A 26,451-nucleotide genomic window follows, 5' to 3' on the forward strand; every position below is an offset into this window, starting at 1 on the left:
CATCATGGATTTTTTTCAAATTATTTCCGATATCGCCAAAGTAGACCCCGAAGTTTACGACCGGTTGGACCCGCGCCGCCAAGTGTTCCGTAACTTCATGAGCTATGGCAAAAAGGTGACGGCGACGGCCCTGCCGTTGGCTCTAGGCTCCATTTTCAACAAGGCCTATGGCCAAAGCGCTGGCTCACTTCCCGACCCAGTGAAAGCGGTACTGAGACTCGCATTACAGCTTGAATACCTAGAGTTCTTTTTTTACGACACCGCCCTAAACTCCGGCAACTTGCTGGCTGGCGAACCCAGAGCCGCCATCCAAATTATCCTCAACGACGAAAAGCTTCACATCAAGTCCTTGCGGGGCCTACTTGGCGAAACCGATGCGGGTCCGGCCCTGACGCGCAACGATTTTGACTACACTGGTGCTCAAAGTGGCTCGCCCACACCCCGCCCGGCACTGTTCCCCGCTCTCGGCGCGACTTTTACCGACTTAGGCCAGTTCTATACTGCGTCTCAGGGGTTTGTTGATACAGGGGTTCGGGCATACAAAGGTGGAGCTCCCATCCTGATGACGGCCTCCAACAAAGATGTTCTCGAAGCTGGCCTCAACATTCACTCCGTGGAGGCCCGGCACTCGTCGCGCATCCGCTCATTGCGGCGCGGGGGAATACAAAGCACCACCGCCCCCAAAAGCTGGATTACGCCCGATGAGGTAGGCACTCCAGTACCGCTTCCCAATAATGGGGTTCCTAACTCGCCTAGCGTAGTAGGTCCGTACAATGCTGGTAATCCGCCTGCTATTACTACCCCAGCTGCGAGCTATCCGGCCGAAGACAACGTAATTCAGGGCGCTGCTCCCGGCGTGAACGTGCAAACAGTAGCCCCCGGAGTATCTGCTACCGCCGGCGCCGAAGCATTCGACGAGCCGCTGGATGCGCAAACGGTGAAGGCCATTGCGAAAAACTTTGCCCGGGTGCCGAGCGCACTGTTTAACTAACCTGTAATGGGTGCTTTAGATTGATTTCAGCCTCAGTGGCGAGTAGCGCGAACTCTCAGTGCGCATCCCTGCACCGTTTAGTAGTCATTCCAAGACGCGAACTGAAAGTTCGTGCTACTGACCGGCCGGTACATTGGTGCTGAAACTGCTCTAGTAATTGTTTTTGGAAAAGGCAGCCCTCCCGGCTGCCTTTTTTGCGTCTGCTAACAGGAAGAGTTAGCTGTTGCATAGGCAACCCTTCTGCTTCAACTAGCATCCAAAGCAGGCGGGCCGTAACTTGCCCCTGGCCCTTCTCCGCCTTTCTGCTTTCTTATGCTCGTCAGTACTCTGCGCTCAATTCTCCTGGCTTTACTGCTGATTAGCGGGCCGCTGTTCAGCCATGCTGGTGTTATCAAAGGCAAAGTGAGCGGGGCTAACAGCGAGGGGCTGGCGTTTGCCAACGTGGCGGTGCGCGGCTCGGCCACCAGCACCGGCGCCAACGACCAGGGCCAGTTCCAGCTGCGGCTGCCGGCTGGGCAATACGAACTGGTGTTCCAATACGTGGGCTATAAGCCGCAGGTGCAGCCCGTGCGCGTGCCGGGCGGCGACTCCACGCTCACCGTCAACATCACTCTTCAAGCCGAAGCCTACAACCTAGGCGAAGTGCTGGTGAAATCCACCGACCGTGACCCGGCCTACGCCATTATTCAGCAGGCGCAGCAGTGGCGTGCCTACTACCGGCGCGAGGCCGCGGCCTATCAGGCGCGCATCTACATCAAGTCGCAGATACGGCTGAAGGAAACGCCGGGCAAAATAATGGGCCTGTTTAAGGTCGGGCCTGACCTCAAGCCCGGCATTCTGTACCTGTCCGAAAGCCTGTCCGACATCAGCTTCACCCAGCCCAACGTGGTGAAGGAGCGCATGATAAGCAGCCGCGTGAGTGGCGACTCGCGGGGCCTGAGTTTCAACCGGGCCAGTGCTGGGCGCAACCTGAGCTTTTACGAGAACCTGATAAAGCCGCCTATTTCGGAGCGGGGCTACGTGTCGCCCATCGCGGCCAATGCCATGCTGTTCTACAAGTACGAACTGGTGGGCAGCACCCCGCAGGGCGGCGAAACGGTGCACAAAATCCGGGTCATTCCGCGCCGCCGCACCGACCCGGTTTTTTCGGGTTACGTCTACATCGTGGAAGGTACCTGGCGCATTCACTCCGTCGATTTAGCGCTGGACAAAGACGCCCAGATTGACTACGTCGACGAGTTGCACCTCAAGCAGCAGTACGCGCCTGCCCCCGGTAATGCCAACGTGTGGCTCATTCAGTCGCAGCAGGTCACGGCCGAGCTTTCGGGTTTGGGCTTCAAAGGTTCGGCTTACAGTACGGCCGTGCTTTCCAACTATAACCACGTAGTATCTACCTACCCCGCGCCGCCCGTAGCCAAAGCCGCGCCACCGGTGGTAGTTGAGGGAAAGGAACCAGCCCCCGTAGGCCAGGAAACTGCGGCCCAAATCCGTAAGCGCAAGCCCAACCTCAGCGGCCTCAACCGGCAAGTGCGCAAGCAGGTGAAGAAAGCCCAGCGCGACTCGCTCAAAACCGACCTCTTCGCCCAGATGCCGCGCGGTGAGGTACAGCTGATTGAGAAAGGCGTGAACGAGCGCGACTCGGCTTATTGGGACAGCATACGCCCGGTGCCCCTCACGGCCGAGGAGAAAAAAGACTACCACGTAAAAGACAGCACCGAAGTCATCCGCCGCTCGCGCCCCTACCAGGACTCGATGGACCGCAAGCGCAACGAGTTTGAACCGATAAGCCTGCTGCTGGGCGGCTACACCTACCTCAACAGCTTCCGCAAACGCTCGTTCTACATCCTGCCGGTGTCGCAGATTTTCCAGTACAATACCGTGGAGGGAGCCGTGCTCAATGCCCAGGCTACCTTCCGTCAGCGCACCGATGACCGGCGGTTTTTTACCCTCACGCCTGTGCTGCGCTACGGTTTCAGCAGCAACGAGCTCAATCCCAGCCTGGGTGCAACCTGGCAGCTGCACCCAGCCAAGCTCAAGCAAATCAGTTTGGTAGCGGGCCGAACAATTGAGAATTTTGATAAGAACTCACAGCTAACTCCGCTCATTAACACGGTATATACGCTGCTCGACAACCGCAATTATGCCAAGCTCTATCGCCGCGATGGGGCTGAGTTTTCCTTCCTTACCGAGCCCATCAATGGCCTGAACCTGCGCGCCAGTGCTGCCTATTTTGACCGCCACGAGCTGTACAACACCACCGACCGGCTCATTCATGATGTGAAAGGCCGGGCCTTCACCAACAATCACCCGGTGAGCGACGAACTGTCCGATACCGGGTTCGGCCGCAGTCGCATTGCCACCGTGGGCCTCTCGCTCGACTACCGGCCGGGCACGCGCTACATCAACCGGCCCGATGGCAAGTTCAACCTCGGTTCGAAGTGGCCGACCTTCAACGTGCAGGGGCGCATGGCCATTCCGCACCTGCTGGGAGCCGATGTGCGCTACATGCTGCTACAAGCCGGCGTGCGAGACAACCTCTCGTTGGGCCTGCTGGGCAACAGCAGCTTCCGCGTGAATGTGGGCGGTTTTGTAGGCAAGCAGGAAAGCATGACATTCATCGATTATCGCCATTTTTCTGGCAACCAGACCATTCTCTCCGGCAACTTCAGCGAATTCCAGCTGCTGGACTACTACCGCTTCAGCACCAACAACACCTACCTCGAAGCCCATTACGACCACCATTTCAATGGCTTCTTCTTCGATAAGGTCCCATTGCTGCGCAAGCTGAAGTGGCAGGAAGTCGGCTCCTTCAACTACCTCACCACGCCCCAGGCCGGCCACTACGTGGAGCTGGGCGCAGGCATCGAGCACATCCTGAAAGTAGTGCGGGTGGACTTTTATACTGCCCTGCAAAGCGGCCAGCGGCTGGGCACCGGCTTCCGGGTAGGGGTAGGTTTCTAGACCCCGGAATTTACCGGTTCCGCACGGCTCGCATCATATTAGCCAGCGCCGCCGCCGGATAGGCTTTGCCCCGCGAAATCACCGCGTCAATCTTGCGCACGTTGCCAATGTTCTCCAGTGGGTTGGCCGTAAGCAGCACCAGGTCAGCATCCTTGCCGGGTGCGATGGCAGCCGTATGCTCAGCGGTGCCCATGAAGCGGGCGCCATTCACGGTGGCAGTTTGCAGGGCCTGCAGTGGGGTGAGGCCCGCCAGTACCAGCATTTCCAACTCACTGTGCAGCGAGGCCCCAGGGTAGATGAAAGAGTTGAATGGCCCGCTATCGGAGCCCGCCAGCAAGCTAACGCCAGCCGCCTGCATCTGCGGCACCAAGCTCATGAATTTGGTGCTCAGCTTTCTGTTGAAAACCTGCGTGGTCAACGACTGCTGCCGGGCGCCGGACTGACGCCGCTGGTAGGTGGCCTGAATCTTCGGGTCGATATAGGTCAGCAGCGAGTCCTGGGCGTGGTCGTTTTCGGGGAGCTCGGCCAGGGTCCGCTGGATGTAAAGCGTGGGTACAGCGGCCGTGTGACGCTTGGCCATGAGGGTGAAAATCTGACTAGCTGCCGTCGGGCTATAGGTGTCATACACGGCCGGCAACACGGCAAATAGGCCAAGTGGCTTACTACTGGTCAGGCTATTGCGTACCGCCGTCGTAATGCTGTCTTCTTTGCCGGAACAAGCCTTGAATACGTAATAGAGGTGCTCGGTAGCGTCCAGTCCGCGTTTCACAGCCTCACCTAATGTCACGGAGTAGGGCATGTGTCCCGTCGTTTTCAGGCCGCGTCGTTGGGCCTGCCGGATGGTTTCGAGGTAGGCCGCACCCGAAATCTTGCTATCGTAAATCTTCACGTAGTCCACCTTCAGGCGTTGCAGTGAGTCGAGGGCTTTACGAATCTGGGCGGGCGTTTCTACTTCCAGCGAACCCGGCCAGTAGGCGCCCGGCCCGTCAATTTTGGGACCGGAGGTGAAGATGTGTGGCCCCGCCAGCCGGCCGGCGTCCATTTCGCGCCGCCACTGGAAAACACTGGTTGTGAGGTCGCCCCCAGCATCACGCACTGTGGTGATGCCGTGGACCAGGTACAGAGTCAGGCTTTTTTTATTGGCCGCCGCCAAGCTGTCGCCACCCCGAAAATGAACGTGCATATCCCAAAGGCCTGGAATGAGGTAGCGGCCGTTGCCATTCACGTATTGCTTGGCGGCGTAGCTGTCCTTGTCGGCTACCTGAATTTCCACGATTTTCCCCTTGGCAATGGCCACCACTTGGTTGGGCACCAGCTGGCCCGTAAGCACATCCACGATGGTTACGTGGTTGATAACCACATCGTAAATCTGGAGCTTGGTGGGCCGGCGTGCACAGCCCACCAGGAACAGAGCCACGCTCAGGCTAAAAAAGAATCGGGATAATTTCATGCGGGTGGCGCTAAGCTAACCCGGCAAAGTTAGGCCGGCAACCGTACCGTGAATTCGGTGAACTTTCCATCCTCCGTTTCTACGGTCAGCGTACCTCCGTGGCCCTTCGTGATAATGTCATGCGCCAATGACAGTCCCAGACCAGTGCCTTCGCCGGTCGGCTTGGTGGTGAAAAACGGCTCGAATACCTGGGCGGCCACGGTGGCGGGCATGCCTGTGCCGTTATCGCGCACCCGAATTTCAACTTCGTGGTCCATACGGCGGGTACGTACCTGCACCTGCGGCTGGTAGTCCGGCGGGCTCGATTGCTGGCGTCGCCGTGTGGCGTATAAGGCATTGGTAAACAGGTTGAGCAACACCCGCCCCAGTTCCTGCGGTGCGGCCAGCACCGAGGGCAAATCGGGCGCTAAATCCGTTTCCAGATGCACCGGATGTGAGTGTGTATCCTCCGAATTGCCCAGGATTGCCAATTGCAGGTTGTTGGTTACCAATGTGTTCAAGTCGGTGGATTCGCGCTGGCTGGTGCCGGTGCGGGCATGGGCCAGCATATCGGCAATAATGGACGAAGCACGCTGTCCGTGCTGACTGATTTCCCGCAGATTTTTCCGCAGGCCGGCCATTATTTCACCTTCCAGGCCCTGGGGCCGGGGGCTGCCGTCGTGGTCGAGCAGACCCACACTCACATCGGCGAAGTTTTTCATGAAAGCCAATGGGTTTTGCAGCTCGTGGGCAATACCCGCCGACAACTCGCCTACAAACGCCCACTTTTCAGTAGCTACCAGCTGAGCCTGCGCGGCGCGCAGCTCGGTGAGGGCTTCATTAAGCGCATTGCGCTGGGCCTCAATCTGCTGGTTGCGCTCGTTTAGCAAGTGGTTGGCGCGGCGATGCTGACGGTTGGCCCAGCCCAGCAGTAGCGCCACGGTCAGAATAAATCCCAGTGCTACGAGTAGCGCGAAGCGCTGATAGCTGGTAGTTTTCAGCTCCTGCGCCTCGCGCTGCTGTTGCTGGCGCTGCTGCTCTGAGAAAGCCAGGAGCTGCAGCTGCTGAAATTTTTCGGGCCCAAACAGGCTATCCTGCATCGTCACAGCTAGGCTTTGGTAATAGAAAGCGCTGTCCACGTTGTGCCGCACCCGATGAAGCTGGGTTAGTAAGTTGCTGGCTTCTAAAATAGTTGTTCGATACGACACTTGGGCGGCCGTGTGCAGCGCCAGCCGGGCATAGAGCAGGCTCGAATCGGGTTGATGTAGCGTGTGGTACAGGCCAGCCATGCGGCACTGCGCCATGGCTCGATTGCGCAGGTCGTTGGTATTGCCCGTTTCCTGCAATGCCTGCCGGTAATAGGAAAAGGCCGCCGGATAGTTGCCCAGTCGGGCCTGCAAAGCGCCCATATTGCGCAGCGCCAGCGCCGCCGAAGCCAGCCGGGGCCGGGGCGTTTGGGCCAGTACTGCTGCGGCCTGGCTTTGCAGGATGAGCGCCGAGTCGAGCACATTCAGCTTTTCGTAGCAGCTGCCCATGCTGGTGAGCGTGCCGGCTACCCAGGGCATAAGATGGAGACGAGTGTATATTTCCTTCGACTGCCGGTAGTAGTCCAGCGCCTGCCGGTACTGCTGCAAGTCGAACCGGATGTTGCCCAGTCCGTTCAAGCTGTAAGCCTGGCCCTGCAAGTCCCGGCATTGCCGACTGATTTGATAAGCTTGAATCTGGTTGGCAAATGCCTTGGGTAGCTCGCCGCGCTCACGCAACGCCGACCCTATCATGCCTTGTGCCCGGCCTTGGCCCTTCACAAAGCTCACTTGCCGGGCGAGTTCGCAGGCCTGCTGGGCCAATTCCAAGGTCGAATCAGGTTTGGACGACCGGTACGTTGATGCCAGTTTCAGCAGCAGCAGCACGCGGCTGGAGTCGGCGAGCGCGTGTGAGAGAGCGAGGCGCAGGCTATCGGTAGCAACGGTTTGGGCACGGGCAGCCGGGGCTAGGCTCAACAGCAGCCACAGCGGTAGTAATAGTCGCAGGGCGACGTGACGCATAAAAGAGCAAGCGGGAAAGGAAATGATAACGAAACAAGGCATTAAGTGAGTGTTTGGCCACATCAGGAATCACACGATGGCCAAACGATGCTTAATGAAGTGAAATGGCACGTAGCTAAAGCTCGGAATCACAAAAAGTATTCCTCAACTGGCAGTATCCCAACAATATTCAGACGCGTTTCGACCGTAAATGGCTGCTTGTGAGGTCGCAGTAGCGGTGCTTTTTATTGCCCTATCCTCCATAAGCTTGAGCCGAGCGTTAGTCAACAGGACAGCGGATTCCCTGGCCAAATTCACTTCGCATATTCGTTTTAAAGCCAATAACCTATTGGCTAAACGTTTGGTTTCCACCGCCTGTAATGCCATGCGTAGCAATTTTCCCGGCAAGTCAGGCAACGGATTTAACTGCTGGCGCTGCCTCGTGCGGCCGTTTTTTGCTGGACCTTTGCACCGCTATGTCGTTCCCGCTATTCCTCGATTTGCCTGGCCTGCTGGCCGGCCGCCTGCTCCAGGCCCCCGCCAATGCCACGTCTGAAGTCCGTCACCTGCTGCTGGACAGCCGGCGGGTAGGCCTGCCTGTTGGCGCGGTATTTTTTGCTCTGCGCGGCCTCAGCCACGACGGCCACCGCTACCTGCCTGCCCTTTATTCCCAAGGCGTGCGCTTGTTCATCATCGAAGAAAATACCACACTGCTCAACGGGCTGTCAGCGTACTCGGAAGCAGGAATTATCGAAGTTGCCAGCCCATTGGCTGCTTTGCAGACGCTGGCCGCAGTCCACCGGGAGGAGTTCAACGGGCCGGTTTTCGGCATCACGGGCTCTAATGGCAAGACCACTGTAAAGGAATGGTTGGCCCAATTGCTGAGCCCCGACGAGGACATCTGCCGCTCGCCGCGCTCTTACAACTCGCAGGTGGGAGTGCCGCTGAGCGTGTGGGAGTTGAACCCCGAGCGGCATACGTTGGGCATCTTCGAAGCCGGTATTTCGGAAGTAGGGGAGATGGAGCGCTTAGCCGCTATTATCCAGCCAACTGAAGGCATTTTCACTACAATCGGTACAGCCCACGACGCCGGTTTCACCTCCGCAGAGCAGAAGTTACGCGAGAAGCTGCGGCTGTTCGAGGGGGCGCATTTTCAGCGCTTATTCTACTGTGCCGACCAGCCCTTGGTGCGCACCGCCGTGGTGTCGTTGGGCTTGCCGACTTTCTGCTGGACGCGCCAGCCAACCCAGTCCGCCGACCTGCGCTTTACGCTGGTCGCAGCTAGCGGCGACAGCACCAGCCTGCAAGCCGAGTATGTGGCTACAGGCCTCACAGCCACATTCTCGCTGCCGTTTGCCGATGAGCCGTCTATCGAAAATGGGCTGCACTGCCTGGCCGTGCTGCTGCATCGCCAGGTTGAGCCCGCCGAAATTCAGCGCCGGCTGGCCCGTCTGCACCCCGTGGCCATGCGTCTGGAAATGAAGCTCGGCCGCCACGATTCCTATCTGCTCGACGATACCTATAATAACGACCTCGCCGGCCTAGCCCTGGCCCTCAACGCTCTTGCCCGCCAGAGCCGCCCAGGCCGCCGTACACTCATTTTGAGCGATGTCCTCGAATCGGGCCTCACGGGCGAAGCGCTTTATGCTCGCGTAGTCGGGCTGCTGCCTGCTGCTGGCGTGAGCCGTGTGGTAGGAATCGGAGAGGAAATTTCGAGGGAATTATGCGCGAAAAGCGCAAATAATGAAGAATTAAGCATCGAAGTAGAATCGTCTGAGGTTAACTCCGCATGCTCAATTCAAGTTTTTCCTACCACCGAAGCCTTCCTCGCCCAGCTTAATCCTGCCGATTTCGTCCACGAAACCATTCTCATCAAGGGTGCCCGTCGTTTTGGGTTTGAGCGCATTGTAGCTGCCTTACAGGCCCAACAGCACGGCACGGTGCTTGAAGTTAACCTCGATGCCCTCAGCCATAACCTTCAATACTACCGCCGCCAACTGCGCCCGGGTACTAAGCTTATGGTGATGGTGAAAGCATTTGCCTACGGCGCAGGCTCCTACGAAGTCGCCAGCTTGCTCGAGTTTCAGCGGGCCGATTACCTTGCCGTAGCCTACGCCGACGAAGGCATTGCCCTGCGTGAGGCCGGCATCAGCCTGCCCATCATGGTGATGAATGCGGCCCCCGACGCCTTCGAAACCCTGCGCCGCTACCGCCTGGAGCCCGAAATCTACTCGTTCGAAATGCTGGATGAGTACCTGGCTACCTTCGATATCCCCTCGGAATTGCCAGCACCTAAAATCCATCTCAAGCTGGATACCGGTATGCGTCGTCTTGGCTTCGATGAGGCCGAACTGCCCACCCTAGCGGCTCGCTTGCGCCAGCATACTGCCCACCTACCGGTAGCCAGCATGATGACGCACCTCGCCGCCGCCGACGAACCCGGCCACGACGACTTCACCCGCGAGCAGTTGGCTGCTTTTCGCCGCATGACTACCGTGCTAGAAGCAGCTCTGGGCCATTCAGTGCTCAAGCACGTGCTGAATTCAGCGGGCATTCTACGGTTTCCAGAGGCGCATTTCGATATGGTGCGTCTCGGTATCGGCCTCTACGGCGTAGATGCCAGTAACACCTCCGACCCTACCGCCCTCCGCCCGGTCAGTCAGCTCCGGACTACCATTTCTCAGATTAAAACCCTGCCGGCTGGGGCCACCGTAGGCTATGGCCGCCGGGGCACCGCCGCCGCTACTGAGCGCCGTATTGCCACACTAGCCATTGGCTATGCCGACGGCTACGACCGCCGCTTCGGCAACGGTGCGGGCACGGTACTCATCCATGGCCAGCCCGCTCCTCTGCTAGGCTCCGTGTGCATGGATATGTGCATGGTGGACGTGACAGCCATACCGCAGGCGCGGGCTGGCGATGTCGCCTTGGTATTTGGTGATGGCTTGCCGCTGCCCGAGCTGGCTGGCCGCATTGGTACCATTGCGTACGAACTGCTTACCAACGTGAGCGAGCGGGTAAAGCGGGTATTCGTGAGTGAATAGCCCGCAAGGAATATTAATGCCCAGATTTGTTTTAATAATCTGATTAATAGCCTGTAAAAGAAAAATTTGAAAGAGGTAAGTTTTGTTTTAGCAAGGAAACAAAAACTTTTTTTGTAATAGAGGCTGGCTCTCTCAATGTTGGCAAGGTATTTATTTTGCTACTTTACAGTGGGCGTCGCGGCTCCTGCATAATTTTGGGTTAAAATTCAGTTTGCGGCACCTCTTCTTTCTTATGAAAATCAATACGTTTCGGGTGTTTTACATTTTTGGCGCTTTACTAGCTGGCTTGGCATTGACAGGGCCCGCACAGGCTGGTCCTCGTCCTCAGTCGGTGTCGGCTCATGTGGCCGATGTGCCGCCCCTCGATGGTCTTTGGAAAGGCCCTCTCAAAGTTCCTGGTGGGCAACTCGAAGTTATTTTTCGCTTTGTAAAGCTCACCGGTGGCGAATATTTCTGTACACTCGACGTGCCGCTCCAGAAGGTGAGCCGCATGAATGTAAAAACAGAAATAAAAGGCGACACCGTGCGTCTCTACGCCGAAGAAGCCGCTACCCGCTTCGCTGGTCGCGTCTCAGCCGATGGCAAACAGATGGTTGGCACCTGGCAGTCGCCGGGCTTTAAAGTGCCGATGACGCTTGCCTTCAGCGCCTTACCGGCTATGAATGATAAAAAAGTGCGCCTCACCCCACCTTATCGCGAGGAAGAGGCTACCTTCAGCAACCTTGCTGTTAATGCTCGCCTCAGCGGGATGCTCACTATTCCGGCTGGCCCTGGTCCATTCCCGGCTGTGGTGCTGCTGAGTGACAGCGGCCCGCACGACCGTGACGGCACCGTGGGCGACTTTGCCCCTCTAGGCCAGCTGGCTGACTACCTCACCCGGCGCGGCATTGCCGTACTCCGCTTCGATGACCGAGGTGTGGGCAAGTCCGGTGGCACACCTGCCCAAACTACTGCCGACTTAGTGAGTGATGCTCAAGCGGGGCTCAATTACCTGCGTACCCGTCCCGAAATTGACCTATCGCACTTAGGCCTGGTAGGCCACGGCGAGGGCGGTAACGTCGCCTTGCTGGCTGCCGCGCAGCCCCTGCCGCCCTCTTTTGTGGTAACGCTGGCTGCTTACGGTCTGCCCGGTCGTGATATTGTAGTGCAGCAGCAGGCTACTACCCTGCGTACCCTTGGCACCGACGCGGCTCAAATAGAGGCTGCAACCAAGCGCCAACAGGCCATGCTCGAAATCATACGCCAAACTACTGACAACGCCCAAGCCCAAGCCATTGTGGCCAATATGCTTAAGCAAAACAATTCGGCTATTGATAATGCTACTGCTCAGGCCAGCGCCGCCGAAATGACATCGCCGCGTTACCGCTACTTCCTGGCCTTTAACCCTGTTGAAAAGCTGGCAGCTGTCAATTGCCCGGTGCTGCTGCTGAATGGCACCTCCGACCTCACCATCAACGCAGATGCCAATATGGGCCCCTTAGAAAAAGGCTTGAAATCCAGCAAAAACAAGAGCGTAACGGTGCGCAAACTCATTGGGGTCAATCACCTGTTCCAGCCTGACCCGACCAAGTGGCCTATCATTAATGGTCAGCCACAGCCAAACTTTGCGCCGGAAGCCGAAGAAGCCATCCGCGAATGGATAGTAGCTCAGACCAAAAAATAGCTGTTCTAACAAAGGCAGCCAACCAGAATACTACTGTTGAATAGCTGCTTGATATGCACCCTAATACATAGAGTAGTTGCCTGGGTATAGAATACAAAAAAGCCCCGCTGTGAAGCGGGGCTTTTTTGTATTCTATACCGAATTAGCTGCTTAGACTTATTAGCCGTCAGCGTGGCTATCCAGGTTATTTAATCATATCTACCTCAGCCTTAATCATAGCATTATACCGGCGGCCCTGGCCGTTGGCTAGTGTAAGTAGGTTCCAACCCTTGCCGATGGTATAGCTCCAGGTGCGGCTTTCCTTGAACTCGAAAGTAGGACGCATAATCTGACCATAGGGCGTGTAGTTGTCCATAAAGTTGGTGGTGTAGAACTTGTCACCGCCCACAATCCACTCCATGGCTACGAAGAAGCCTTCTTCCGGTGCGGGGATGTTGTAAGAGCTCAGGTCAATGGTGTACCACTCGCCACCGCGTGAAGCTGATACCACCACATTTTCGGTCAGCAGGTCGGTGTTGGGCGCGTTGTAGTTGCCATCCGCCTTGTAGAGGCGCACGCGGAAAGGCTCGCGCGGGAAGCCGTTCTCCCCGATGTAGAATGATACCGTCCGTACGTTGCCCAACTTTTTTTGCTTATCATTTTTCACGAAAAAAGCATATTGTGAACCAGGTAGGCCCTGAATCATGCCTTCGCCAGGATTATTAGAATTGGAGCCCAGTTCTAGGTTCTTGAGCTTGCCGCCCTTCACCACCACGTTGCTCAGCTCAATTACCCGCTTTTTCAATTCTACGATAAGGTCTTCGGTGCTGCCGCGCTTAATAAAGATGGCACTGCGTTCGTAGCCCAATGTCATGACAATCAGTGAGTCCTGGCTGGTTTTTTCCAGGCCGGCCAACTGGAAATAACCGTATTCATTGGTGAGGGCACCTGTGCCCTCTTCCCGCAAGCCAATGGATGCAAAGGGGACGGGGTCCTTGGTTTTGGCATCCACAACACGGCCCGTAATGCGGTTTTCCTGTGCCCAGCCCAGTGCTGGCAGGAGTAGCCATAATGCGAAAAAAAGTATGCGTTTCATCATCGCCAAAAATAATATATAAGATGGTCGTCTGGCAAATTTACAAATTCAAGTCCAATCTATTGTTACCTGTATGCTTCGAAAACTGGGGTAAAGTGCATGGAGATTAGATTTTTTTCTTTCCCCATTGCTTAATCAAACGCTTTGATATTGCCGGATTATTGCTTGGGGCTGCAGAAAAAGCTTTTTTGGATTTTCCCAAGTCAATTGACAAGCGTTGCGACTCCGCCCACAAAGCCGAAAAAATAGCAGAATGATTCGGCGTTTTTTCTGGTAATACCGTATGCTGCCCATCATTTCTCTTCCAATACCATGAAAAAAGCCTTCTTTTCGGTTCTTGCCGCAGCAGCGCTGCTTAGTAGCTGCGATACCAAACAGTCACCCACCAAAGACCAACTCGGTGAAGCTGGTCAGGATACCGCTGTAATGGCCCGCGATGGTCGTACGGCTGGCGAAGCCGCCTCTGCTGCTGGTGCCGCTGTAGGCGATGCTTGGGATATGACTAAAGCCAAGCTGGCCGATGTCAAGTTCAAAGAAATTACATTGCCTGGAGTATCGGTGCGCGGCGACAGCACCTATAACGTATATAGTGTAGACGAAACGGTGCTTTTCGATACTGATAAAGCCGATATCAAATCCACAGCTGCAGAAGTTCTGAATCAGATTACGGGTTCTATCGGCCAGCGATACAGCACCCAACAGGTGCGGGTAATGGGTTTTGCCGATTCACGCGGCGACAAGAGCTACAACAAAGCACTTAGCGAGCAGCGCGCTGAAGCCGTGAAAAACTACCTCGTGAACAATGGGAAAATTGCCGCCGACCGTGTCAGCGTAGAACCGATGGGTGAGGCAATGCCTGTGGCCTCTAATGCCACCGCCGCTGGTCGCCAGGAAAATCGTCGCGTGGAGATTGCCGTGCGAACCCGCTAGCAGCACCACTTTGCGTTGACGCCTATAGAATGTGCGTCGATAGACTGGCTTTGGTTTAGACCAAGGCAGTCTATCGACGCACATTCGTGTTTTAGATAGTTATTGATGCCATTTAGAGATTTAGTAAGGTCTATCTGGGCGGTTTTCTGTTATTTTGTAATCCTCCTCCACTATGTTACTGGTAATAGCATATTAGCCCATTTAAATAAGGCGGTATGCCAGTGCTTATCTTTCGGGTTCTGAATAATTTGATTGCTTTTTTACAATGAGGAGGCGTTTACTCTGGGTCTTTGTGCTGTTGGGAATGGTGTGCACTGGTGTAGCCCAAGCTGAAACAGGAGTGCCAAACGAAAGTGGAGTGGTACTAGGCGGCTTATGGAAAGGTAAACTGCCTTTGCTCGGTGGCCAGCTCGATGTGACAATTAGCGTAGTGCCACTGGCCGGTGGCAAGTATTTTGGCGCACTTGATGTGCCGGCACAGAAAATAAGCCGCACCATAACCGAAATCATCGTGCGCGGCGATTCTGTGCTCATGCGGATGCCTAGTGTGAGCAGCCACTACGAAGCCCGCTATGATGCAGCCAAGCAAGAACTAAGTGGTGATTGGTCTTCTGGAGGAGTGAAATCTCCGGTAGTGCTGCGGCACTCACCCATGCCAACTACTTCCGCGCCTGGTGCCCGGCTCACCCCACCTTACCGGGAGGAAGAAGTGGTGGTGAACAACCCTACGGCGCGCCTCAACCTGAGTGCTACCCTGACAGTGCCCGCCGGGCCCGGACCATTCCCGGCCGTGCTGCTGGTAAGCGATGTGGACGGCCAGGACCGTGATGGCACCATCGGTGATTATCACATGCTGGGAGCCTTGGCCGACTACCTCACCCGACGCGGCATTGCCGTGCTGCGCTATGATGACCGGGGTGTGGGCCAATCTGGCGGTAACACTTCTACCACCACCACGGCCATGCGGGTGAGTGATGTGCAGGCGGCCATGAATTTTCTGCGGGCGCGGCTGGAAATCAATATCAACCGCATTGGCATGATAGGGCACGGCGAGGGTGCTAATGTGGCTTTGCTGGCGGCTGGCCAGCCATTGCCACCGGCCTTTGTGGTGTCGTTGGCCGGCTATGGCCTGCCAGGCGAGCAAACCCTTTTGGAGCAGCAGGTAGCTGAGCTGCGCGCTACCAAGCTGGACCCTGCCCTGGTGCAGGTGGCCTACGAGCGCCAACGTACTATGTACGGTATCATTCGCAATACCAACCCACCGCAGGCCCAGGCAATTGTGAGCAATATGTTGCGGCAGGACCAGCCCACTCTTACCCCCGAGGCCGCTACTGCATCTGCTGCCAAGATGCTCACGCCATGGCGCCGTTTTTTCCTGGCGTTTGACCCCATCGCCGAACTCGACCAGGTGAAATGCCCTGTACTGTTGCTCAATGGTACTAGCGACCAGCAGGCGCCTGCCGATATGCACCTTGAGGCGCTGGAAAAAGAACTGAAAAGCTTTAATCGGGCTGTTACAGTGAAGCGTCTGCCTGGGGTAAATCACCTGTTCCAGCCCCCCAAAACGGAATGGACGCTGATGAACGGCGAAATGATGCCCTTATTCTCGCCAGCGGCTGAAGAAACCATTCGGGAATGGATTATGGGTTTGTGGACAAAAGACGTAAAACACTAATCACCGATTTCGCCGTACAAGTGTGGTTCTATTGTGAGATAGAGCGTAGTGATAAGCGAAAACGCCGTCTGTATAGTTAAGGCTGAAGCAGTTCACCACCTTGGCTTGTTCTCCATCCTAGGTATCCTGCGAGTGAAGCTGGCGAATAATTAAAATACTTAAACAGTTTCATGAGCATAAAAAAAGGCCCTGCTATTTAGCAGAGCTTTTTTATGCTCATTCCGAAAAGGAAGTAGTCCGGGAAACCATAAGTAAGCAAAGTCAGCGATTTATTTAATCATATCTACTTCAGCCTTAATCATGGCGTTGTAACGCAAGCCTTGGCTGTTGGCAGCAGTGATAAGGCTCCAGCCTTTGCCAATGGAGTAGTTCCAGGTGCGGCTTTCCTTGAACTCGAAGGTGGGGCGCATAATCTGACCATAAGGTGTGTAGTCGTCCATGAAGTTGGTTGCGAAGAACTTGTCGCCGCTAACTACCCATTCCATGGCTACGAAGAAGCCTTCTTCAGGGGCCATAATATTATATGGCGTCAGGTCGACGGTGTACCATTGGCCGCCTTGCGGAGCCGATACTACCACGTTTTCGGTCAGCAGGTCGGTGTTGGGCGCGTTGTAGTTGCCATCTGCCTTGTAGAGGCGCACGCGGAAAGGCTCGCGCGGGAAGCCGTTCTCTCCGATGTAGAACGACACCGTCCGCACGTTGCCCAGCTTCTTGTTCTTGTCATTTTTAACGAAGAAAGCGTATTGTGAGCCGGGTAAGCCCTGAATCATGCCTTCGCCGGGGTCATTGGACTTGGCACCGAGGCCCAGGTTTTTCACCTTGCCGCCCTTTACCACCACGTTGCTCAGCTGCACGGCTCGTTTAGGTACTTCGATGACGAGGTCGGCCACGGCTACGCCGCGCTTCACCAGCACCGCTCGGCGAGCATAGCCGAGTGCTACCACAATGAGCGAGTCGGCGGTGTTTTGGGTAGGAGCAGGTACCAGAAATTGGCCATGCTCGTTGCTGAGTGCCCCAATTTGCTCGTTTTTCAACCCAATGGAGGTGAATGGCAATGGCTCCTTTGTGTCCTTATCAACGATTGTGCCTTTGATTTGAACCTGTTGGGCCAAGGCAGAAGTTGCAGAAGCAGCCAAGAATAATGCTATAGTTAGTAACCGTGTAGACATAGTACGCGTGATATGGAGGACAAAATTACAAATTCTGGTCGGAAAGTTATCAGAAAAAATCAGGACATGCAATTTGTGAGTAAAACAAGAAGGCCAACGCCTGTGCGCGAGGGGGTACTGATGCCTGTAAACTTCCCGAAATTCTGGCTGCGCCGAAAGCATTTGATGCCGTACCTTTGTTTGTATTCTTTCTAAATAAGTTATTTCTGCCCGTGGCCCTGTTCCGTCGTACTTCGCAACCTGCCGTAGCCGTCACTACCCGGCGCACCGCCAAAGACCTGCGCTTGGGCGAAACCGGCACTATCTGCTGCCTCGAAGACCCGGAGATGGCACTGAAGCTGCTGGAGATGGGCTGCATCCCGGGCGTGAAAGTTCGGCTGAGCGGCCGGGCACCTTTGGGCGACCCGCTGATGTTGGTGCTCGGTGACCAAGAATACACGCTGTCGGTGCGGGCCAGTGAAGCCGCCACCATCATGCTGAAGGAATAAAGACAACGAATGGCGGCAACCATGAGCAAACCGGCGGATGTAGCGGACGGCCAGCAGGCCGCCTCCACTACGGTGCGCCCGTTGCGCATTGCCCTGATTGGCAATCCGAATAGCGGTAAAACATCGCTGTTCAACCAACTCACCGGGCTCAACCAGAAGGTAGGCAACTTCCCCGGTGTGACCGTGGACCGCAAAACCGGCGTGGCGCAGCTTACGGCCACTCAGCGGGCAGAGATTATCGATTTGCCAGGCACCTATTCGCTCTATCCCAAGAGCCTGGACGAGAAGGTGATAACCGATTTGCTTTACGATAAGGGGGCTGATAATTACCCCGATTTTGTGGTAGTGACGGTTGATGCGAACAACTTGCGGCGCAGTCTATTGCTGTTCACGCAATTGGGCGATTTAGGGCTGCCGGCAGTGCTGGCACTCAACATGATGGACGTGGCCGAACGCCACGGGGTAAACATTGATTTGCCGGAGTTGGAACGGGAGTTGGGCGTGCCTATTATTCCGATGAATGCCCGGAAGGGCATTGGGGTGGCAGCGCTCAAGATTGTGATGGCACAGCGGCTGGATACGCCGCCGGTGCGCTTCTGGGAACCCGATGAGCAAATGCTGCCGCTGGTGCGCCAGATTCGCTACTACTTTAACCTGCACAACGACTACCTGGCGCTGCACTACGCCCAGCAGTTTCGGCAGATTGGCTTCCTGAGTGCCGATGAAAAGACGCATATTCAGGAGTTGACCCAGAAATATGCGTTTGATGCTACGGCGCAGCAAGCGGCTGAAACCATTGGCCGCTACGCCCGCATCAACGAGATACTGCTCGAAACGGTGACGGTGACGCGCACCGAACAGCACGAGCCGGTGAGCAACCGCATTGACAAAGTGCTGACGCACCGGGTCGGCGGTTACTTAATTTTTCTGAGCATTCTGTTTCTGCTGTTTCAGGCCATTTTTGCCTGGGCACAGTATCCGATGGACTGGATTGACCAGGGCATTTCGGGGCTGAGCGCCGTGATTCAGGAAAACTTTCACGGGCCGCTTATCCGCTTGCTGACGGAGGGCGTACTGGCTGGCTTGGGCGGCGTGCTGATATTTATCCCGCAGATTGCCCTGCTGTTTGGTTTCTTAGCTGTGTTGGAGGAAACGGGCTACATGGCTCGCGTGACTTTCTTGATGGACAAGCTGATGCGGCCCTTTGGGCTGAGCGGCAAGAGCGTGGTGCCCTTGATTTCGGGGCTGGCGTGCGCAGTGCCAGCCATCATGGGCGCGCGCACGATTGAGAGTTGGAAGGACCGGATGATTACGATTTTCGTGACGCCGCTTATGTCGTGCTCTGCGCGAATTCCGGTGTACACGGTGCTGGTGGCGCTGGTGGTGCCCGATGAGGCTGCCTGGGGCATTTTCAACCTGCGCGGCGTAGCCCTGATGTCGCTATATCTGCTTGGGCTTTTCTCGGCGCTGGGTTCGGCCTGGGTGTTGAAAAAGGTGTTGAAGGCGCGGGAGCGGAGCTACTTCATTATGGAGTTTCCGGTGTATCAGTGGCCGCGCTGGAAGAACGTGGGCCTGACTATCTACCAGAAAGTGCAGGCTTTTGTGCTGCAGGCCGGTAAGGTAATTGTGGCCATTTCGGTGCTGCTGTGGGTGCTGGCCAGCTACGGCCCCGGTCAGCGGCAGGAAGCTGCCGTGAGCCAGTTGATTATGCGGCAGAATATTGGGTTCAACTCGCCGGGGGGAGTGGCGGAGTTCTATAAGCAGCACCCGGATTATAAAGCGAATCTTGACCGTCAGGTAGCTTCTGCCCGTCTGGAAAATTCTTATGCGGGGGTTTTCGGTCATCTGATTGAGCCGGCCATTCGGCCGTTGGGCTACGATTGGAAAATTGGTATCGCGCTGCTCACCTCGTTTGCGGCGCGGGAGGTGTTTGTGGGTACCATTTCTACTATTTACAGTGTGGGACAAGATGCCGATATGGGCACACTGCAACAAAAGCTGAGCGCCGAGCGCGACGCGAACGGGCAGCCATTTTTTACGCCAGCCCGCGCGTTTTCACTGCTAGTGTTCTATGTGTTTGCCATGCAGTGCATGAGCACGTTGGCGGTGACATATCGCGAAACCAAGAGCATTCGTTGGCCGCTGGCCCAGCTTATTTACATGACTGGGCTGGCCTATGCGGCAGCTTTTATGGTTTACCAAGCGCTGACGTAAGTACATCGATGCTTATTTAGAATTTGTCTAAATAGTATAGGAAATCCCGCCTGTCTGCTGTTGCTTTGCACTTTCATTTGCAAACAACGCGGCATGACGAATATTCGATTCTCAACTTACTGGTCTTTTATAGTATTAATGGTGAGCCTGTTTGCTTTTGCAAGCAGCTCAGCAAATGCCCAAAATCTGGGCTCCGTGCAAGGCCGAGCTACGCAGGCTAATGGTCAGCCGCTCATCGGGGCTGCAGTGTTAGTGACCGGTACAACGGTGGGTGCCACCACCGATGCCAGCGGCAATTATCGTTTGGCGGACCTATCGGCTGGCGCACATACTTTGACTGTGCGACTGGTGGGCTACGCATCACAAAGCCGCCGGGTACAGGTAGTGGCGGGCGAGACCGTGACTCAGGATTTTGCCGTTGAGGAAAGCAATGCGGAATTGAACGAGGTGACGGTGATGGGTGACCGCGCCAATAGATTCGCCCGGAAGTCGTCGGAATACGTGAACAAGATGCCGCTGAGCAACCTCGAAAACCCGCAGGTGTATGCCACAGTGGGCAAAGAACTGCTGACGGAGCAACTCGTGTTTTCGGTAGAGGATGCCACGCGCAACGTGCCCGGCTTGCAGAAAATGTGGGACGCTACCGGCCGCGGTGGCGACGGCGGCGCGTTCTACGCCAGCCGGGGCTTCGTGGTATCGAGCCAGCTGCGCAACGGCGTGGCCGGCAACGTGACCAGCGACATTGACGCCGTGAACCTGGAGAAGCTGGAAGTCATCAAGGGGCCGTCGGCTACGCTGTACGGCAGCTCGCTGACCTCGTACGGTGGCCTGCTCAACCGCGTGACCAAGAAGCCGTTCGAAAAATTTGGTGGGGAAGTGGCGGTGTCAGGCGGCAGCTACGGCTTCCATCGGGTGAGTGCCGACGTGAACACGCCCCTTAATGCGGCCAAAACCCTGGCCTTCCGTCTGAACACGGCTTATAACTACGAAGACAACTTCCAGAACGTGGGCTACGCCGGCTTTGTGAAAAGCCTGGCCATTGCCCCCAGCCTGCAATTCAGCCCCAATGAGCGGCTTACCATTAACCTGGATGCGGAAATATACCGGGGCACCAATGTGGGCAAGCAGCTTATTTACTTCGACTACCGCGAGAAAACGAGTTATCTGGGCTTTTCGCGAGCCAATGAGGCTCCACTCGACTACCGCCAGTCGTACCAGGGCCCGGGCCTGACGCAGGACTCGCGCAGCACCAACCTGTTTGCGCAGGTGCGCTACCGCATTTCGCCCAGCTTCACCTCCACCACCTACCTCACATCGAGCCGCAGCTACTCGCAGGGCAAAGGACCTTATTTCTACTTGGTATCGAACACGGTGGTGGCACTCGACTCCTTGGCTGCTCTTGGCGTTTATACTCCACCGACGGGCTTTGCACGCCGGGCAGGCGTTGGCGCGCTATTCCGGGCTGACCAGTCGACGCAAAACAGCCATAGCCAGACCTACGAGGTGCAGCAGCTTTTCAATGGAGATTTTCAGCTGGGTAGCCTGCGCAACCGCGTGGTGTTTGGGCTCGACTTCCTGCGTATTGATTCTGGATTGGATTTCCTGGGTGGCCGCATCGACGCCATCCCCGTGAATGTGCCGGATTACGACTACCGCACCTTCAATGGTCAAACCGTGAATGCGACCTACACAGCCAGCCCGCCCCCGCACTACCTGGTGACAACTAAAGTGAATACCTACAGCGCCTTTGCGTCAGACGTGCTTAATCTGACCGACCAGCTTAGCGTATTGGCCGCCGTGCGCGTGGACCGCTACGACAATACCGGTGGCGTTTACTACAGTGCGGTGGACGGGTACAACCAAACGGCGGTTTCGCCAAAGTTTGGCCTGGTGTACCAGCCCGTGAAGGACCGGGTTTCGCTGTTTGCCAATCACCAGAACAGCTTTCGGAACCAGAACACCAGCTATATAAATGCGGAAGGCCAGACCCGCAATACGATACCCGAGCACGCTAATCAGCTAGAAGGCGGTGTGAAGCTGGATGCAGCCGGAGGCCGACTGAGCCTTACGGCGAGCTACTACGATATTCGGGTGAAAAACCTACTGCGCATCCTTACACCCACCACCCAAGCCCAGGATGGCAACCAGGTAAGCCGGGGTGTGGAGTTGAACCTGGTGGCCAGCCCGGTGCGCAGCCTAAACGTGGTGGGCGGTTTCGCCTACAACTACTCGGAGTTTGTAGATACCAATACGGACCTGAACAGCCGCCGGCCCAATACTGCTTCCGCACCTTACCTGGCCAATGCCTGGGTGAGCTACCGCCAGCCCGAAGGTGTGCTGAAGGGCTTGGGCGCCGGCTTTGGCGGCAACTACGCCAGCGACAACAAGATTCTGAACAGCGCTTCGCAGGGCGTTTTCACGCTGCCGGCCTACACCGTGTTCAACGCCAGTATTTTCTACGACCAACCCAAGTACCGCATTTCGGCCAAGGTTGATAACCTGACCGACCAGAAGTATTGGATTGGCTACACTACCATGAATGCACAGAAGCTGCGCAGCATTGTGGGCAGCGTAGCGTACAAGTTTTGAGGAATTAGCTGATTGATAAAACGGTCATGCTGAACGCAGCCGAAGGGTCTCTACTGCACTAGTAAAACCGATTACTCATGTGGAAGAGATGCTTCGGCTGCGCTCAGCATGACGCTCTTCTTATTTATGCTACCATAATAGATAGCCCATGACCGTTAAGCAAGCCGTTGGGAAAGTGCACTTGTGGCTCGGGCTGGCCTCGGGACTGGTGGTATTTATTGTGAGTCTGACGGGGGCCATTTTCGTGTTTCAGGATGAAATCCGGGACCTGACCGAGCCTTGGCGCAAGGTGGAGGCGCAGGCCACGGCTCAACTGTTGCCATCGCGCTTGCAGGAGGCTGCGCTGGTGAAGCATCCGGAGGTGAAGAAGGCCACTACCTGGGTAACCTACTTCGGTCCCGAGCGCTCAGCCACGGTATTCTTCACCGACCCGGCCGGCACGCCCACGCAGGTGTATTTGAACCCCTACACTGGCCGCGTGCTACACGAGCAAAACCTGCGCTACCACTTCTTCAGCATTGTGCAGGCCATTCACATGACGCTGCTGTTGCCCGAAGCGGTGGCCAAATGGGTGGTGGGTGGCAGCGTCATCATCTTCGTGGTGATGCTGGTGACGGGGTTGGTGCTGTGGTGGCCGAAGCGCAAGCAGGAGCGGAAGCAGCGGCTCACCATCAAGTGGGGCGCCCGCTGGCGGCGCGTCAACTACGACTTGCACAATGTGTTGGGGTTTTACGCCGCCAGCATTGCAGCGGTGCTGGCCCTCACGGGCTTATTCATGGTTTTCCCCGGGCTGCTCGATTCGGCCGTGCTGGTGGCCAATGGTGGGCGGGAATATCCCCAGGAAAAGGATGTAGCTAAAGTTGACACCCTGCAAGCCGTAACGGCTGCCAACCAGCCCGTGCCGGATTTGGTTTACCGCACCGTGCGGCGCCGCTCCCCGCAAGCCGAGATGGTGCTCATCGGACCGACCGGCATGGGCAAAGCTCCAGCCTACTGCTGGGCTTATCAGCGGACGCTGCACTACTACCACCGCGACGACTATGCGTTTCATCCGGTGTCGGGCGAGGTCTTGCAGGCGCGCTTCCACACCAGTAAAAGCAACGGCGGCAAGCTGTCTGATATGAACTATGACCTGCACACTGGCCAGATTTTGGGCCTGGGCGGTAAAATCGTTGCCTTTCTGGCCAGCCTGATTTCGGCCAGCCTGCCTGTGACGGGAACGGTGCTTTGGTGGGGCCGCAAGCAGAAGAGCAAGAAAGCCAGGAAACACCCGAAGCCCTTGGTCACTCGGTGAGGATTAAAATTCCGCTTTGTACTGACTGTCCGGTTAAAGACAAGGTGTTCAGAAATGGACACCTTTTTTAACGTTTGCTTTCCTGAATTTGCCTATTAGTTAATGATAGTCAATGTAATATGAATTTGGCACATGGCTTGGCCTTCTTGGTAGAAACCTCCCTGATTTCTGCACGAAAATGGACAGAGCTATTGCCGACTCTACGCAAACCCAACGCAAGCGCCGTCGCTGGCTGCTGGTAGCTGGCCTGTTGGTGCTCGGGCTTGGGGCAGTGCTGGCGTTCCGGACGGCGCTCAAGCCCAGCTTGCGGCGCGGCGACATTCTGATGGCTACGGTAGAAACCGGTGATGTGGAAGCCGCACTTACGGCGGCGGGTACCATCATTCCGGGCCGGGAGGCGGTGATTACGAGTCCCATTCAGAGCACCATCCGGCGAGTGGCAGTGGTGGTGGGCGCGCGGGTGCAGCCGGGCGAAACCATCCTGGAGTTGGACAAGGAGTTGACAAACTCGGCCCTGGCTAAGCTGGATGACGAGCAACTACGCAATCAGAACAAGAACTCCCAGCTTCAGCTCAACCTGGAGCGTAGCCTCAACGACCTGCGCGCCCAGGCCCAGGTGCAGGCCGTGAAAGTGCGCAGCCTCCAATCGGCCCTGCGCGACGAGCAGCAACTGCTGAAAATAGGCGGCGGCACGGCCGAAAACGTGCGTCAGGCCGAACTGAACCTGACCGTGGCGCAGCTGGAAGCCAGCCGCCTGGCCCGCCAGATTCAGACCCAGCAACGCTCCAACGCGGCCGATGTGCGCGAGCTGGGTTACACTGTTTCGATGCAGCAGCGCAGCATCTCGGAACTGGCTACCAAGCTGCGGCAGGCCAACATCAGCACCCAGCAGCCGGGAGTGCTGACTTGGGTGAACGATAACCTCGGCACGACTGTGCAGGCCGGTGACGCCTTGGCCAAGGTGGCCGACCTAAGCAGCTTCCGCGTCCGGGCCACCATTTCAGACAGCTACGCCGACGCGTTGCACCAAGGCGATTCGGTGACGGTGCGAATCAATGACACCGACCTGCGCGGCGTGGTGGCCAGCATCAGCCCGGCCGTGGAAAAGGGGGTGGTAACGTTTTATGCCCAGCTGAATAACCCACATCACCCGGCGCTAAGGCCCAATCTGCGGGCCGATGTATTCGTGATTACCCGCGCTCACCACGGCGTGCTGCGGGTGAAAAACGGCCCGTACTACTCGGGTGGCAAGGAGCAGCCAGTATTCGTGCTGGTAGATGGGCGGGCGGTGCGCCGCACGGTGCGCTTCGGCGACAGCAACTTCGACTACGTGCAGATAGTGAGCGGCCTGCGGGCAGGGGAGGAGATTGTGGTGTCGGATATGAAGGACCACCTGGAAACGCCGGAATTGACGCTTCACGACTAAGGCGGCCCGACCATGAACCCACGCATCCTTTTATTACTGCCATTACGGCTATTGTTTGCCCAGCCCGTAGCCGCCCAGGCAACCAGTCTTACGCTCGATGAAGTTATAACCCAGGCCGTCAATCACTCGGCCACCGGGCAACAGGCCGTGACCACCCGCGAAACCAGCTACTGGACCTGGCGCGGCTACCAGGCTAACTACCGGCCCCAACTAGGGCTGCAGGGTACCGTACCCAATTTCAACCGCGTCATTACGCCCGTGGTGCAGCCCGATGGTACGACCAGCTTCGAGTCGGTTCGCATCAATAATTCTGACCTGGGGTTGACCCTAAGCCAGAACCTGGGTCTGACCGGCGGGCAGGTATATATCGGCTCGGTGGTGCAGCGGTTCGATGACTTCAACGGCGGGCTGCGGCGGTATAATAACCAGCCCTTTACGGTAGGCATAACCCAGCCGCTGGGGCAGTTCAACGGCCTGCTGTGGGCGCGCCGCATTGAGCCGCTCCGCTATCAGGAAAGCCAGCGCCAGTACGTGGAGGAGCGCGAAACCATTGCCCAGCGTGTCACGGAGCTGTATTTCGACGTGCTGCTGCAACAGGTGAACGCCGATGTGGCCCGCCAAAATGCCCAGGCCACCGCCGAGCTGTTGCGCATCGGGCAGGAGCGGTTTCGGCTGGGGCGGCTTTCGCAAAGCGACTTGTTGCAGCTGGAGCTAAACGTGCTCGATGCCCGCCAGGCCCAGACCCAGGCGCAGCTCGATGCCCAGAATGCCGCCGTGGCTTTGCAAGCCTACACCGGCCTGCCCGGCAATGAAGCACCTGCTTTGGCTGTGCCCGCACCAGCTCCGCAGCACGCCGTGCTACCCCTGTTGGCGCTGGAGCAGGCCCGCCAAAACCGCAGCACCACCTTGGCCTTCCGCCGTCGGCTGTTGGAAGCCGAGCGAGCCGTGGCACAGGCACACGGCACTACTGGTTTTCAGGCGGCCCTTACGGCTAACCTGGGCTACGTGAATCAGGCGGAAAACCTGGGCAATACCTATCTTAATCTGCAAAACCAGCAGCAGGTGCGCTTGGCCTTCAGTGTGCCGCTTGTGGACTGGGGGCGCCGCCAGTCCATCATTAAAACTGCCGAACTGAACCGCGACCAAACCCAGCGCGCCGTTAGCCAGGAGGAACGCAGCTTCGAGCAAACCGTGCTGACGCAGGCCAGTCAGGTAGCTGCACTTAGCGAGCAGCTACGGCTCGCCGGCCGGGCCGATTCGCTGGCCCAGCGGCGCTACGACATTGCCCGCGCTACCTACCTGTTGGGCCGCATCAGCCTCACGGATTTGACCCTGGCCTCGGCGGCGAAGGATGGGGCGCGGCGCGGCTACATTTTCGCGCTACGGGCTGGGTGGGTAGGTTTTTACCGCCTGCGGGCGCTGACGCTTTACGATTTTGAAAAACAGGCACCCATCGTCGCCACTCGCTAATCCAGTCCC

At 56.9% G+C, this 26,451-nt stretch carries 16 protein-coding genes; 12 read left to right on the forward strand and 4 right to left on the reverse strand.

The features are described 5' to 3' along the window. Window positions 1-4: 4 nt before the first annotated feature. Together J4E00_RS05900 and J4E00_RS05905 are read left to right on the forward strand one after the other, a co-directional pair. The gene (locus J4E00_RS05900) at window positions 5-991 is read left to right on the forward strand and encodes a ferritin-like domain-containing protein (RefSeq protein WP_208174192.1); all 987 of its coding nucleotides are present in this window, start codon (window positions 5-7) and stop codon (window positions 989-991) included. A 312-nt stretch (window positions 992-1,303) separates the two neighbouring features. Continuing rightward, a complete protein-coding gene (locus J4E00_RS05905) occupies window positions 1,304-3,952 on the forward strand; it encodes a DUF5686 and carboxypeptidase regulatory-like domain-containing protein (RefSeq protein ID WP_208174193.1) in 2,649 nt (882 codons plus the stop codon). Between the two features lie 10 nt (window positions 3,953-3,962). On the opposite strand, the gene J4E00_RS05910 is transcribed toward J4E00_RS05905, so the two are convergent. Both J4E00_RS05910 and J4E00_RS05915 read right to left on the reverse strand, forming a co-directional pair. Next, window positions 3,963-5,402, reverse strand: a complete 1,440-nt coding sequence (locus J4E00_RS05910) for an amidohydrolase family protein (RefSeq protein ID WP_208174194.1) — start codon at window positions 5,400-5,402, stop codon at window positions 3,963-3,965. 29 nt (window positions 5,403-5,431) lie between these two features. Then, window positions 5,432-7,426 carry an ATP-binding protein gene (locus J4E00_RS05915; RefSeq protein WP_208174195.1) on the reverse strand — a complete coding sequence of 665 codons (1,995 nt, stop codon included), beginning with the start codon at window positions 7,424-7,426 and terminating at the stop codon, window positions 5,432-5,434. A gap of 455 nt (window positions 7,427-7,881) precedes the next feature. Between J4E00_RS05915 and J4E00_RS05920 the strand changes: the two genes are divergently transcribed. Together J4E00_RS05920 and J4E00_RS05925 are read left to right on the forward strand one after the other, a co-directional pair. Next, a complete protein-coding gene (locus tag J4E00_RS05920; protein ID WP_208174196.1) occupies window positions 7,882-10,449 on the forward strand; it encodes a bifunctional UDP-N-acetylmuramoyl-tripeptide:D-alanyl-D-alanine ligase/alanine racemase in 2,568 nt (855 codons plus the stop codon). A gap of 232 nt (window positions 10,450-10,681) precedes the next feature. Next, the gene (locus tag J4E00_RS05925) at window positions 10,682-12,112 is read left to right on the forward strand and encodes an alpha/beta hydrolase (RefSeq protein ID WP_208174197.1); all 1,431 of its coding nucleotides are present in this window, start codon (window positions 10,682-10,684) and stop codon (window positions 12,110-12,112) included. A gap of 184 nt (window positions 12,113-12,296) precedes the next feature. Here the strand turns inward: J4E00_RS05925 and J4E00_RS05930 are convergent, their stop codons facing one another. Beyond that, on the reverse strand, window positions 12,297-13,187 hold the full coding sequence (locus J4E00_RS05930; protein ID WP_208174198.1) for a carboxypeptidase-like regulatory domain-containing protein: 891 nt from the start codon (window positions 13,185-13,187) through the stop codon (window positions 12,297-12,299). A 312-nt stretch (window positions 13,188-13,499) separates the two neighbouring features. Here J4E00_RS05930 and J4E00_RS05935 point away from each other — a divergent pair, with 312 nt between their 5' ends. Together J4E00_RS05935 and J4E00_RS05940 are read left to right on the forward strand one after the other, a co-directional pair. Continuing rightward, on the forward strand, window positions 13,500-14,117 hold the full coding sequence (locus J4E00_RS05935) for an OmpA family protein (RefSeq protein ID WP_208174199.1): 618 nt from the start codon (window positions 13,500-13,502) through the stop codon (window positions 14,115-14,117). A 340-nt stretch (window positions 14,118-14,457) separates the two neighbouring features. Continuing rightward, window positions 14,458-15,792 carry an alpha/beta hydrolase family protein gene (locus J4E00_RS05940; protein WP_208174200.1) on the forward strand — a complete coding sequence of 445 codons (1,335 nt, stop codon included), beginning with the start codon at window positions 14,458-14,460 and terminating at the stop codon, window positions 15,790-15,792. A 269-nt stretch (window positions 15,793-16,061) separates the two neighbouring features. Here the strand turns inward: J4E00_RS05940 and J4E00_RS05945 are convergent, their stop codons facing one another. Continuing rightward, window positions 16,062-16,904 (reverse strand): carboxypeptidase-like regulatory domain-containing protein, encoded by an 843-nt coding sequence (locus tag J4E00_RS05945; protein ID WP_208174201.1) that lies wholly within the window; start codon window positions 16,902-16,904, stop codon window positions 16,062-16,064. Window positions 16,905-17,173: 269 nt separating this feature from the next. Here J4E00_RS05945 and J4E00_RS05950 point away from each other — a divergent pair, with 269 nt between their 5' ends. From J4E00_RS05950 to J4E00_RS05975, 6 genes are all read left to right on the forward strand, one after another. Further along, window positions 17,174-17,449, forward strand: coding sequence for a FeoA family protein (locus tag J4E00_RS05950; RefSeq protein WP_317196595.1), 276 nt, complete (start codon window positions 17,174-17,176; stop codon window positions 17,447-17,449). Window positions 17,450-17,470: 21 nt separating this feature from the next. Next, the gene (gene feoB, locus J4E00_RS05955; protein ID WP_236049518.1) at window positions 17,471-19,663 is read left to right on the forward strand and encodes a ferrous iron transport protein B; all 2,193 of its coding nucleotides are present in this window, start codon (window positions 17,471-17,473) and stop codon (window positions 19,661-19,663) included. A 138-nt stretch (window positions 19,664-19,801) separates the two neighbouring features. Next, window positions 19,802-22,252 (forward strand): TonB-dependent receptor, encoded by a 2,451-nt coding sequence (locus J4E00_RS05960; RefSeq protein WP_208174203.1) that lies wholly within the window; start codon window positions 19,802-19,804, stop codon window positions 22,250-22,252. A 148-nt stretch (window positions 22,253-22,400) separates the two neighbouring features. Next, window positions 22,401-23,546 (forward strand): PepSY-associated TM helix domain-containing protein, encoded by a 1,146-nt coding sequence (locus J4E00_RS05965; protein ID WP_208174204.1) that lies wholly within the window; start codon window positions 22,401-22,403, stop codon window positions 23,544-23,546. A 178-nt stretch (window positions 23,547-23,724) separates the two neighbouring features. Continuing rightward, the gene (locus J4E00_RS05970) at window positions 23,725-24,972 is read left to right on the forward strand and encodes an efflux RND transporter periplasmic adaptor subunit (RefSeq protein WP_208174205.1); all 1,248 of its coding nucleotides are present in this window, start codon (window positions 23,725-23,727) and stop codon (window positions 24,970-24,972) included. 12 nt (window positions 24,973-24,984) lie between these two features. After that, complete coding sequence (locus tag J4E00_RS05975) at window positions 24,985-26,442, forward strand: TolC family protein (protein WP_208174206.1); 1,458 nt, start codon at window positions 24,985-24,987, stop codon at window positions 26,440-26,442. Window positions 26,443-26,451 lie beyond the last annotated feature (9 nt).

This window comes from Hymenobacter negativus (assembly GCF_017571495.1).
Taxonomy (GTDB): Bacteria; Bacteroidota; Bacteroidia; order Cytophagales; family Hymenobacteraceae; genus Hymenobacter; species Hymenobacter negativus.